This is a genomic window from Actinomycetospora lutea (assembly GCF_028737205.1).
Classification (GTDB): domain Bacteria; phylum Actinomycetota; class Actinomycetes; order Mycobacteriales; family Pseudonocardiaceae; genus Actinomycetospora; species Actinomycetospora lutea.
Map to the genome: position 1 here is coordinate 168,223 of NZ_JAQZAL010000013.1, position 10,440 is coordinate 178,662.

General features: G+C 74.6%; 9 protein-coding genes. 4 read left to right on the top strand and 5 right to left on the bottom strand.

Translation table 11 applies throughout. The annotated features are described in order from the left end of the window. Positions 1–49 precede the first annotated feature (49 nt). Complete coding sequence (locus PHK61_RS16245; RefSeq protein ID WP_274282035.1) at positions 50–253, top strand: hypothetical protein; 204 nt, start codon at positions 50–52, stop codon at positions 251–253. Here the strand turns inward: PHK61_RS16245 and PHK61_RS16250 are convergent. Continuing rightward, a complete protein-coding gene (locus PHK61_RS16250; protein WP_274282036.1) occupies positions 216–3,047 on the bottom strand; it encodes a helix-turn-helix transcriptional regulator in 2,832 nt (943 codons plus the stop codon). The genes PHK61_RS16245 and PHK61_RS16250 overlap by 38 nt on opposite strands. A gap of 173 nt (positions 3,048–3,220) precedes the next feature. Here PHK61_RS16250 and PHK61_RS16255 point away from each other — a divergent pair, with 173 nt between their 5' ends. Beyond that, positions 3,221–3,616: a hypothetical protein gene (locus PHK61_RS16255; protein ID WP_274282037.1), complete on the top strand. Its 396-nt coding sequence runs from the start codon at positions 3,221–3,223 to the stop codon at positions 3,614–3,616. 10 nt (positions 3,617–3,626) lie between these two features. Then, a complete protein-coding gene (locus PHK61_RS16260) occupies positions 3,627–4,544 on the top strand; it encodes an SCO6745 family protein (RefSeq protein ID WP_274282038.1) in 918 nt (305 codons plus the stop codon). Between the two features lie 52 nt (positions 4,545–4,596). On the opposite strand, the gene PHK61_RS16265 is transcribed toward PHK61_RS16260, so the two are convergent. The 4 genes from PHK61_RS16265 to boxC all read right to left on the bottom strand — a co-directional run bounded on the left by PHK61_RS16265 (position 4,597) and on the right by boxC (position 9,650). After that, on the bottom strand, positions 4,597–4,773 hold the full coding sequence (locus PHK61_RS16265; RefSeq protein ID WP_274282039.1) for a hypothetical protein: 177 nt from the start codon (positions 4,771–4,773) through the stop codon (positions 4,597–4,599). Continuing rightward, positions 4,773–6,386 carry a benzoate-CoA ligase family protein gene (locus tag PHK61_RS16270; RefSeq protein WP_274282050.1) on the bottom strand — a complete coding sequence of 538 codons (1,614 nt, stop codon included), beginning with the start codon at positions 6,384–6,386 and terminating at the stop codon, positions 4,773–4,775. The genes PHK61_RS16265 and PHK61_RS16270 overlap by 1 nt, the downstream gene beginning before the upstream one ends. A 107-nt stretch (positions 6,387–6,493) precedes the next feature. Beyond that, on the bottom strand, positions 6,494–7,921 hold the full coding sequence (gene boxB, locus PHK61_RS16275; RefSeq protein WP_274282040.1) for a benzoyl-CoA 2,3-epoxidase subunit BoxB: 1,428 nt from the start codon (positions 7,919–7,921) through the stop codon (positions 6,494–6,496). Between the two features lie 7 nt (positions 7,922–7,928). Then, on the bottom strand, positions 7,929–9,650 hold the full coding sequence (boxC, locus tag PHK61_RS16280; protein WP_274282041.1) for a 2,3-epoxybenzoyl-CoA dihydrolase: 1,722 nt from the start codon (positions 9,648–9,650) through the stop codon (positions 7,929–7,931). An 84-nt stretch (positions 9,651–9,734) separates the two neighbouring features. Here boxC and PHK61_RS16285 point away from each other — a divergent pair, with 84 nt between their 5' ends. Next, complete coding sequence (locus PHK61_RS16285) at positions 9,735–10,184, top strand: GNAT family N-acetyltransferase (protein ID WP_274282042.1); 450 nt, start codon at positions 9,735–9,737, stop codon at positions 10,182–10,184. Positions 10,185–10,440 lie beyond the last annotated feature (256 nt).

Sequence of the window (10,440 nt, forward strand, 5' to 3'; positions counted from 1 at the left end):
GTCGGCGTGCGGGGACCGCTCCCCCAGCGCCGAGGTGCCCGAGGTCCGGATGATCACTGGCGAGTGCCACTACTGCGAGTCCGTGCGCGTGTGGAAGCTCCACCCCCTGCGCCACGAGGACGGCTGCCCGACCGGCGGGCGACGCCCGCAGCGCCTGAGCCCGGACGACGCCGCCCTGTTCGCCCACCCCGACCTCGCGGATCTCGACCTCGAGATCAGCGCCTGGTACCCGCAGCTGGCGACGGCGGCCTGATCTCCGGTGCGCCCCGCAGCGCGTCGCCCAGCTGCGAGCGCGCGGTGATGCCGAGCTTGCGGTAGACGCTCCCCAGGTGCGTCTCGACCGTCTTCTCGGACACGAACAGGGCCTGTGCCACCGCCCGGTTCGTCGCGCCGCCGGCCGCCGCGGTCGCCACGCGCCGCTCGGTCGGCGTGAGCGCGTCGGCACCCGAGCTCCGGAGCCGCCGGGGCCGAGCACCCGCGGCGACGAGCTCGTCGTGCGCCCGGCGGGCCACGGACCGCACGCTCCGCTCCAGGGCCACGTCCAGCGCCTCGCGCAGCACCTCGCGCGCACCCGCCCCGCCGTCGCGACGCCGCAGCGCCTCGCCCAGCGCCAGCAGCGCCCGCGCGCGTTCCACCGGGACGGGCTCGGCGACCTCGACGGCACGACGCAGCCGCGGGAGGCCGTCGGCGCCCGGCGCCACCCGACCGGCGACCGACAGGGCCTCCGCCCACGGCAGCGGTGCCCCCCACCTCTCGGCGGCCGCGAGCGCCTGCTCGGCGACGTCGCGGGCCTCACGGGTCTCGCCCTGCCCCGCCAGCGCGAGCGCCAGCGGCGGGCGCCACCGGAACACCGCACCGCCCCGCGATCCCGTGGCCCCCACGCGCCGCCCGCTCTCCCGCAGGTCCTGCTCGGCCTCCTCGAACCGGCCCTGCGCGAGACGCAGCCGCCCCCGGGCGAGCATCAGGTAGGAGCCCGCTGACGGCATGGCGAACAGGGGCGCGTGCGCGGTCAGGAGGTCCTCGGCGGCATCGGCCTCGTCGTGGTCGGACAGCACGTCGGCCAGCCAGGCGACGGCGAAGCCGCGGGTCAGCGCCTGGGAGGGATCGCCCTCGGTCAGCTCGACCGCGAGGCGGGTGTCGGCCAGTGCCGCGGCCAGGTCCCCGGTGAACGTGGCGGCCTGGCCCCGGAACGCCGTGGCCAGCGCGGTGTTGCGGACGTCGCCGAGCCCGCGCAGCCGCTCGAGCGCCTCGTCCCACATGGCGACGGCCTGCGCGGGGCGTCCGGCGAAGGTGAGCGTGATGCCGACCGCCGGCAGGCGCGCCATCACCGGCTCCTGCAGCAGGATCCCGGTGGACAGCGCCGACTCGGCGAGCGCCAGGGCCCGGGCGCGCGAGCCCTCGACGATGACCTCCTCCACCGCGAGCGCGGCGAGGAGCACGCACCCGCCGCGCGTGGTGGGCTCCGGATCGCGCGACCGTCGCGCGAGGCGCGCCTCCACCACCGGTCGGGTGGCGGGGTTCTGGGTCGCGACCGTGAGGAGCTCGGCCTCCAGCTCGAGGGCCCGCTCCCCCTCGCCCCTCGGATCGCCGGCCTCGAGCTCCTCGAGGACGGCCACCATGCGGCGCACGGCCTCCACGCTCTGCCCCGCGTGCAGGAGTGCCCGGGCGAGCGGGAGGGTCGCGATCGCGCGGGCGTCGACGTCGCCGGCCTCGTCGGCGGCCGTCACGAGGTGGGCCAGGGCCGCCGGGTCGCCCGCGCGCATCTCCGCCGTGCCGAGCTCGAGGAGGATCGCCGGCCGGACGTCGGGCGCCGGCGGCTCGTCGAGGGCGCGCCGCAGCAGGGTGACCGCGCTCTCGGGCACGCCCCGGGCGGCCGCTCGCCGCGCGGCGGCCCGGAGGGCGTCGACGACCACGGGATCGCCGGTCGGGCGGGCCGCGAGGAGGTGCCGCACGAGGCCGTCACCGTCGACCCCCGCCGCGACGAGGACCTCGACCGCCCGCCGGTGCGCCTCGGCCCACTCGGACGGCCCGACGCCCGCCTCCACCGCCGAGCGCACGAGCGGGTGCAGGAACGTCAGGTCCGTGGACCCGCGGCGCGGGGCGAGGACGCGTGCCGTCACCAGCGCGTCGCCGACCGTGCCCGCGTGCACGGGCGACAGGCCGGCGAGCTCGGCGGCGCGGCGCGGGTGGACGCCGTCGCCGAGCACCGCCGCGGCGCGGGCCAGGGACGCCGCCTCGGGTCCGAGCGTCGCCAGGCGTGTCCGGACCGAGCGCTCCACCTCCCGCGGGACCGCCGCGGCGACGCGGTCGACCTCGGTGTCGCGGGGGGTCGTGCCGGTGCGGCGGAGGTCGGCGAGCAGCTCGCCCAGCAGGAAGGGGTTGCCGCCCGTCGCGCGGCGGCACGCGTCCTCGAACCCGCTCTCGGGCGTCCCGAGGACGTCGGTGATCAGCGTGCGCGTCCCGGCCGGGGACAGCGGTGCCGGCCGCAGGACGCGGACGCCGGGCTCCCGGGCCACGGCGTCGAGCACCTCGGTGCGGGCGGGGTCGAGGGTGACCGGGCGGCCCGCGACGAGCAGCGCGACCGGCAACCCCTCGAGGCGTCGGGCGAGATAGGCGAGGAACCGCAGCGACGGCAGGTCGCACCAGTGGACGTCGTCGACGGTCAGCACGAGCGGGCCCTGCGCCGCCCGGTCCACCACCGCCCAGTACAGGGCGTGGAGCACGGCGAAGAGGTCGACGCCGGCCGCCGGCGGGGCGCTCGGCGAGAGCACCGCCGCGGCCGCGCCGGACCCCGCCGGTCCCACCACCGGGGCGAGCAGCTCGCGGGCGACGCCGAAGGCGAGGTCGCGCTCCAGCTCGGCGCCGCGCGCCCCGGCGACGGGGAGGTCGCGGCCGCGAGCGAGGTCCCGGGCGGCCCGCACGAGCGTGGTCTTGCCGATCCCCGCGTCGCCCTCGACGAGCAGCAGTCCGCCCTCGCCCCGGAGCACCCCGTCGACCAGCTCGCCGGCCGCCGCCAGCTCGTCCTCGCGCTCCAGGACCGCCGTCATCGCCGCCTCTCCTCGGGGGTTTCCTCGGGGGTCGTCCCCGACGCTCCGGAGCCCGGCCCGTCCCTAGCGTCGTGGGCACCGGACGTACCGGACAAGAGCTGGGGGGACGGCAGATGGGCGACACCGAGGGACCGGACGCCAGGAGTGGCAGGCCCGGTACGGACCGTGAGTGGGTGACGGCGCTGGGCCGGGTGTCGGGGCTCCTGCTCGCCCTGCGCGAGGAGGAGGTCGAGGGCGGGGTCCCGCTGCCGGTGCCGCTCACGCACGGGGTGACGCTGCGGAGCTGGACCGCCGCGACGCGCACCCCGGTCCCCGACGACGGGGAGGCCCTCGACCTGCTCGGTTGGGCGGCGCGCACGCTCGGCCGCTCGGTGTGCCGGTGGCGGGCGACCGGGACGCGCGACGTGCTCGTCGACGTGCTGGAGCGCGAGGCCGCGGTGCACGGGTGCGAGCCCGAGGCGCTGGTCGCCCAGATCGCCCGCGTCCAGGGCGTGCTCACCGCGCCCGACGCCGTCTCCGCCGCCCTCGTCTGGGACGCCCTGAGCGACCCGGCCCCCGCCGACCACTGAGGAGCACCTCGTGGACTACACGACGATGCGGGGGCTGTTCTTCGCCCCGCCCGACCGGCCCCGTCCCGCCGATCCGCCCGCGCGGCGCGACCCGTCGCCGGCGCGCACCCTGCGGGACGCGATCGAGGCGGTGGCCTGCCTGTCGATCTGGTCGCCCGAGGCCGCCGAGGGCTACGCCGCGGTCGGGCTGGACGACTACTTCGCCGCCTACGTCCGCGAGCGCACGGCGCCGCTCGGGACGCCGCCCACGGCGGTGGCGGTCGGCGCGCTCGGGGTCTTCGCGCCCGGGCTGATCGGTCCGCAGTACGAGGCCGGCGTGGCGGCCGCGTCGCTCGCCGACGTCGTGCGCGTCCGCATCGACGCGCCGGGCGCGACCCTGCGGCGACTGCTCGGCGACGTCGACGCCGAGGCCGCGACGGTCACCCGGGCCCTGCGTCGCGGGATCGACGCGGCCGACCGCACCGCCCGCCCGCTGTTCACCGGGCTGACCGCCGAGCCGTGGCCGTCCGACCCGCTCGCCGCCCTCGTCCACGCCTGCCACGTACTGCGGGAGCACCGGGGTGACTCGCACCTCGCGGTCTGCGCGGTCGACGGGCTCGACCCGGTGCAGATGAACGTGCTCACCGAGCTGTGGTGCGGCTACCCGCTCGGCGCCTACACGCCCTCACGCGGCTGGAGCCCGGAGCAGATCGAGGCGGCGCTGGCCGGGCTGCGGGCGCGGGGGCTGCTCGACGGCGACACCTTCAGTGACGACGGCCTGCGGCACCGCGCCGACCTCGAGGGGCGGACGGACGCGATGCAGCACGCCGTCGTCGACGCGATCGGCGACGACCTGCGGGCCGTCACCAAACAGCTCGGCGAGTGGTCCGACGCGCTCGTGGACCTGGACGCCGCGCCGCCGGACCCGGCGAAGCGGCTGGCGGGCTGACCACGTGACCGGGCTCGGGGGCCCGGAAGGTGCTCACCGCGGTCGGGGCGGCTCACGCCTCCGGCTCGGGCTCCGGGCCGTCGATCGGTTCCTCGTGCTCGGAGCCGAGCACGGCGCCGGGGACGTCGCCGCCCTGCTCGATCTGCGGCTCGTAGGGCGGCTCGCCGTGCGTCGGGGGCTGGTCCGCGGTGGCGAGCGGGTCGGTCCGGTCGCTGCGCTCGCCCGCCATCAGTGCGCCCCCTCGAGGGTGGCGGCCGGCGCGGCGACCAGGCCGGCCGCGAGCTCGCGCAGCCGGAAGCGCTGCACCTTGCCGGTCGCCGTGCGCGGGACCTCCTCGATGGCGATCACGTGGCGCGGGCGCTTGAACGAGGCCAGGCCCTCGCGGCACCAGGCCACCAGCGACTCCGGGTCGACCGTGTGGCCCTCGCGCGGCACGACGCAGGCGACGGGCACGTCGAGCCCGTCGTCATCGGGCACCGCGACCACCACGACCTCGGCGACCGACGGGTGCGCGACCAGCCGCTCCTCGACCTCGGCCGGCGTCACCCAGATGCCGCCGACCTTGAGGACGTCGTCGGTGCGCCCCAGGCAGGTGTAGGTGCCGTCGGCGTTGCGGACGTAGGTGTCGCCGGTGCGCAGCCACTCCCCCTCGAACATCAGGCGGTTGGTCGCGGTGCGGCACCAGTAGCCGGTGCAGATCGAGTCGCCGCGCACGTAGAGCGTGCCGGTCTCGCCGTCGAGCACCGGGCGGCCGTCGGTGCCGCGGATCTCCACGTCGTAGCCCGGCACCGGGACGCCCGACGTGCCCGGCACGACCTCGCCGGGCTTGTTCGACAGGTAGATGTGCAGCGCCTCGGTCGACCCGATGCCGTCGAGCACCTCGACGCCGAAGACGTCGCGCATCCCGTTGACCATCCGCGCCGGCAGCGCCTCGCCCGCCGACACGCCGCGGCGCACGGTGGCGAACGCCGTGGGGTCGACCTGCCCATCGGCGGCGGCGAGCAGCGGCCCGTAGGAGCTCGGCGTCCCGAAGAACATCGTCACGCGGTGCCGCGACGCGAGGTCGGCGAGCAGGGCCGGCGTGGGGCGCGAGGGCTCGAGCACGGCCGCGGCACCCACCGAGAGCGGGAAGAACATCGAGTTGCCGATGCCGTAGGCGAAGAACAGCTTGGCCACCGACAGGCACCGGTCGTCGGGACGGATCCCGAGCACCTGCTGGCCGTAGGTCTCGCACACCGTGCGGATGTCGGCGTGCCGGTGCATGGCCGCCTTCGGCTTACCCGTCGTGCCCGACGTGTAGAGCCACAGGGCCTGCGACTCGTCCCAGGTGTCGTACGCCGGCGCCGTCCCGAGCGCGTCGCCGGCCGCGAGCATCTCGGCCCACGTGCGCGCGGCCACGTCGGGGCCGAAGCCCGACGCGTCGTCGCCGGTGATGACCACCTCGGCGACGTCGCCCCCACGCTCCCGCGCCGTGAGCACCGCGGCGCGGGAGGTGTCGGCGAACGTCGCCGAGCACAGCAGCAGCCGGCTGCGCGAGTCGGCGACCAGCACCGCGAGCTCCGGACCGCGCAGCATCGTCGACACCGGGACGGCGATCGCGCCCAGGCGCATCGTCGCGAGGATGCCGGCGAAGAGCTCGACCTCGTCGACCATGCACAGCACGACCCGCTGCTCGGGCTGGACGCCCAGCGCGGCGAGCCCCGCCGCGACCCGCCCGATCTCCGCGTCGAGCTCCGCGTAGGTCAGCGACCGGGACGGGGCCCGTACCGCCTCCCGGTCGCCGTCGCCCGCCGCGATGCGGCGGCCGACGAGGTAGTCCGCGGCATTGAACGACTCCGCCATGCGCTGCCCGTCCTCGTGGTGGTGGTCGGTCGCCCGATCGTGGCCCCCGCCGCGGCCGAGCGGAAGACGTGTCATTCGACGATGGTCCGGCTCCGCTTCGCTCCGCGTCAGTTGAAGTGCACGTACTCGAAGTCGACGGGCTTGTCGTTGATGCCGTTGGTCGGCGGGGCGATCCAGCTCGCGATCTTCCCGGGCTCGAGGACCGGGTGCATGAGCCCGCGGACGTGGGTCTTGTCGACGTCGGTGGGCAGCCAGCGGCCCTCGTTCGCCGTCCACTCCTCCTCGGAGATCATCTTGCCGTCGGGCGAGATGCGCTGGCCCGCGAAGGCGCCGACCTGGCGGTTGAAGCCGACGTGCGGCAGGTAGAGCTGCGCGTCGATGCCGTGCTTCTGCAGGATGCGGTTCCAGCGCTTGAGGCCGTTGGAGCAGTCGCCCATGTACTCGCTGCGCAGGTCCTGGTTGAGCGCCAGCAGGGCCGGCACCTCGGTGGTCGTGATGCGCCCGTCGCGCACGGCGTCCACGGCGCCCGCGTCGTCGGTGAGCACGTGGTCGTCCTTGCGCCGCTCCTCCTGCCAGCGGCCCTTGAGGCCGGCGGTGAAGTAGTTGGCGGCGTTGGTGGACGACTCGTTGCCGAAGAGGTCCAGCGAGACCGTGTAGTGGAAGTTGATGTACTTCTGGATCATCTCCAGCGGGATGCCGCCGGCCCCGGCGACCTCCTCGGAGTCGTGCTCGTTCATCAGCTGGGCGGTGCGGGTCACGACGCGATCGATGCCCGTGGTGCCCACGAACATGTGGTGGGCCTCCTCCTTGAGCATGAACTCGCAGGTGCGGCTCAGCGGGTCGAAGCCCGACTCCTTCAGCGTCCCGAGCTGGTACTTGCCGTCCCGGTCGGTGAAGTACGTGAACATGTAGAACGACAGCCAGTCGGGGGTCTCCTCGTTGAAGGCCCCGAGGATGCGCGGCGAGTCGTCCGAGCCGGAGTTGCGCGCCAGCAGCTGGTCGGCCTCCTCGCGGCCCGCGCGCCCGAAGTAGGCGTGCAGCAGGTAGACCATCGCCCAGAGGTGACGGCCCTCCTCGACGTTGACCTGGAACAGGTTGCGCATGTCGTAGAGCGACGGGGCCGTAGCCCCGAGGAAGCGCTGCTGCTCGACCGACGCGGGCTCGGTGTCGCCCTGGATGACGATGAGGCGCTGCAGGTCGGCGCGGTACTCGCCGGGCACCTCCTGCCAGACCGGCTCGCCCTTGTGCTCGCCGAACGCGATCTTGCGGTCCGGGTCGTGCTCGGAGAGGAAGACGCCCCAGCGGTACTCGTTCATCGGGACGTGGTCGAAGTGCGCCCACCCCTCGCGGCCGACGTCGACGGCCGTGCGCAGGTAGACGTCCTTGGTGTCGACGGCGGGGCCCATGTCGCCCCACCAGTCGAGGAAGTTCGGCTGCCAGCGCTCGAGGGCGCGCTGGAGCTTGCGGTCGGACGCGAGGTCGACGTTGTTCGGGATCTTGGCGTCGAAGTCGATCTTCGGACGTGCGGAGGTCATGGGGTGCTCACACTCGCTTCTGGTCGAAGTCGGCCTTGCGTCCGGTGCCGTAGCGGCGCAGCGCACCCTCGGCACCCGAGGCGTTCGGGCGGATGAAGATCCAGTTCTGCCAGGCGGTCAGACGCCCGAAGATCCGCGTCTCCATGGTCTCGGGGCCGACGAACCGGTGGTTGGCCTCCATGCCGGTCAGGGCGTCGGGACTCAGGGAGGCGCGCTCCTCCAGGAGGATGCGGATCTCGTCCTCCCAGTCGATGTCGTCCGGCGCGTCGGTGACCAGCCCGGCCTCCTCGGCCTGCGCGCCGGTCAGACGCTCTCCCGTGCGCTCGTGCAGCTCGGCGACGGTCTCGTCGTCGCCGTAGAACCGCGACTGCAGGCGGGTCAGCCCGTTGCCCATGGGGAACGCGCCGAAGTTCGACTCGGTGAGCACGATCTGCGCCGGCTCCTGCTCCTCGTCGGCGTCCTCGAAGATGCCCTCGAGCATGTACTGCCGGTCGCAGGCCAGGGCCAGTTCGAGCAGCGCGCCGGCGAAACAGCTCCCGGGCTCGATGAGCGCGATGAGGCTGCGGCTGGTGACGTCGAGACGCTTGAGGGTGCGCTTGAAGTAGTGGCGGATCTCGTTGACCAGCCAGTCGGAGCCGGAGTGCTCGGCGATCACCCGCTCGAAGGCGAGGGCACCCTCGATCGACCCCTGCGTGCGGACCAGCCAGGTACCGATCTCGAGCTCGTTGGTGCGCAGCCGCAGGATGAGGTCGTCGAGCTCGCGGGTCATCGCCAGCGGCCAGAAGTCGGCGCCGAGGGCGTGGATGCGGTCGAGCGACTCGGGCACCGTGCCGGGCTCGGGGCCGAGCACCGTGATCGTCGCGGTGCGGGCGTCGCGGTCGAGCTCGCAGCGGACGTTGGGGTAGGTGATCGAGTCCGCGGTCTCCTCGCGGCGCAGGGGCGGGAGGGCGATGCCCTGCGCGTCGGACGGGCGGTGCGACCCCTGCGCGGCCTCGGCGGCGCGGGCGCGGACCGTCTCGTCCCACTGCTTGCGCGAGACGGTCTCGTCGACGAGCTTCCACTCGACGGCCTTGGGCCCCTGGAAGCCCTCGGACTTGGTGGCGAAGATGTCGGCGCGGTCCTTGCGGACGTGGCGCTTGTCGGTGACGCGGGTGAGCCCGCCGGTGCCGGGCAGCACGCCGAGCAGGGGGACCTCGGGTAGCGCCACCGCGCTCGAGCGGTCGTTGACCAGCAGGATCGTCTCGCAGGCCAGCGCCATCTCGTAGCCGCCGCCGGCCGCGGTGCCGTTGAGCGCCGCCACCCAGGTCTGGCCCGAGTTGGCCGTCATGTCCTCGATGCCGTTGCGCGTCTCGTTGGTGAACTTGCAGAAGTTCACCTTCCACGGGTGACTCGACTGGGCGAGCATCCGGATGTTCGCGCCGGCGCAGAAGTTGGAGTCCTTGCCGCTGGTCAGCACTACGCTGCGCACCTCGGGGTGCTCGAAGCGCAGGCGCTGGGTGAGGTCGTAGAGCTCGATGTCGACGCCCAGGTCGTACGAGTTGAGCTTGAGCTCGTAACCGGGCACGAGCCCGCCGTCCTCGGCGACGTCCAGGTAGACCCAGGCCGTCTCGCCGTCGACCTCGTACCGCCAGTGGCGGTACTGCGCGGGGTCGGTGTCGAAGTCGACCTGTGGAACGGTTTCCGGCGCCGGGGCTTGCCCCGCGGCGGGCGCATCCTCGAGAACGGTCACGGTGGTGGTCCCTCCTTGTCGTGCGGCCCATACTCTACGAGAATTCGACGCTGGTGCATAGAGCTGTAGAACGTTGGAGGACACATGACGTGGCAGTGGATCGCCGAGCACGACCCGCGCTGGGACCAGGACAAGGCCGCGGCGCTGGGTGACCTGCCGCCGACGCTCTTCGGGCTCGGCCACCCCGAGGTGGGGCGGCCGCTCGGCGACGCGTGGTGGCGGGTGGAGGACGGCGCCGGCTCGCCGATCGGCTACGGCCGGCTCGACGACACGTGGGGCGACGCCGAGATCCTGATCATTTCGGCGCCCGCGGTCCGCGGCTCCGGGGTCGGGGTCTTCGTGCTGGAGAACCTCGAGCGGGAGGCCGCGACGCGCCAGCTCAACTACGTCTACAACGTCGTCCCGACCCGCCACCCCGAGGCCGAGGCCGTGCGCGACTGGCTCACCCGCCGCGGGTTCTCGGCGACCGAGGTGGGCGAACTGCGCAAGAAGGTCGCCTCGGGAGCGGCGCCGGGCGGGGCCTCATCGTCGTGACCCGGCCCGTCCCGCGCGGGCGGTCGTCCACGTCGGCCCGTCCACCGGTGGTGCTGCCCCCGGCGCGCCGGTGTCGCGGAGGCGCGCGGCCGGCCTCCGTCGGCCGGCTCCGGGGCCGGCTCAGAAGGGTGGGGGGTCGTCGGGGTGGTGCGGGGCCGGCGGTGTCGGGGCCGGTGGGGCTGGTGTCGGCCCTCGGCGGCGCGTGCCGAACTTGGCGGCGTAGCGGGCGGCGAACCTGGCGCGCCAGTCGGGGTCG

Excerpts from the sequence above, each read along its gene's own strand:
- PHK61_RS16245 (WP_274282035.1), top strand. The coding sequence starts at position 50 with ATGATCACTGGCGAGTGCCACTACTGCGAGTCCGTGCGCGTGTGGAAG.
- PHK61_RS16250 (WP_274282036.1), bottom strand. The coding sequence starts at position 3,047 with ATGACGGCGGTCCTGGAGCGCGAGGACGAGCTGGCGGCGGCCGGCGAG.
- PHK61_RS16265 (WP_274282039.1), bottom strand. The coding sequence starts at position 4,773 with ATGGCGGGCGAGCGCAGCGACCGGACCGACCCGCTCGCCACCGCGGAC.
- PHK61_RS16270 (WP_274282050.1), bottom strand. The coding sequence starts at position 6,386 with ATGGCGGAGTCGTTCAATGCCGCGGACTACCTCGTCGGCCGCCGCATC.
- boxB (WP_274282040.1), bottom strand. The coding sequence starts at position 7,921 with ATGACCTCCGCACGTCCGAAGATCGACTTCGACGCCAAGATCCCGAAC.
- PHK61_RS16285 (WP_274282042.1), top strand. The coding sequence starts at position 9,735 with ATGACGTGGCAGTGGATCGCCGAGCACGACCCGCGCTGGGACCAGGAC.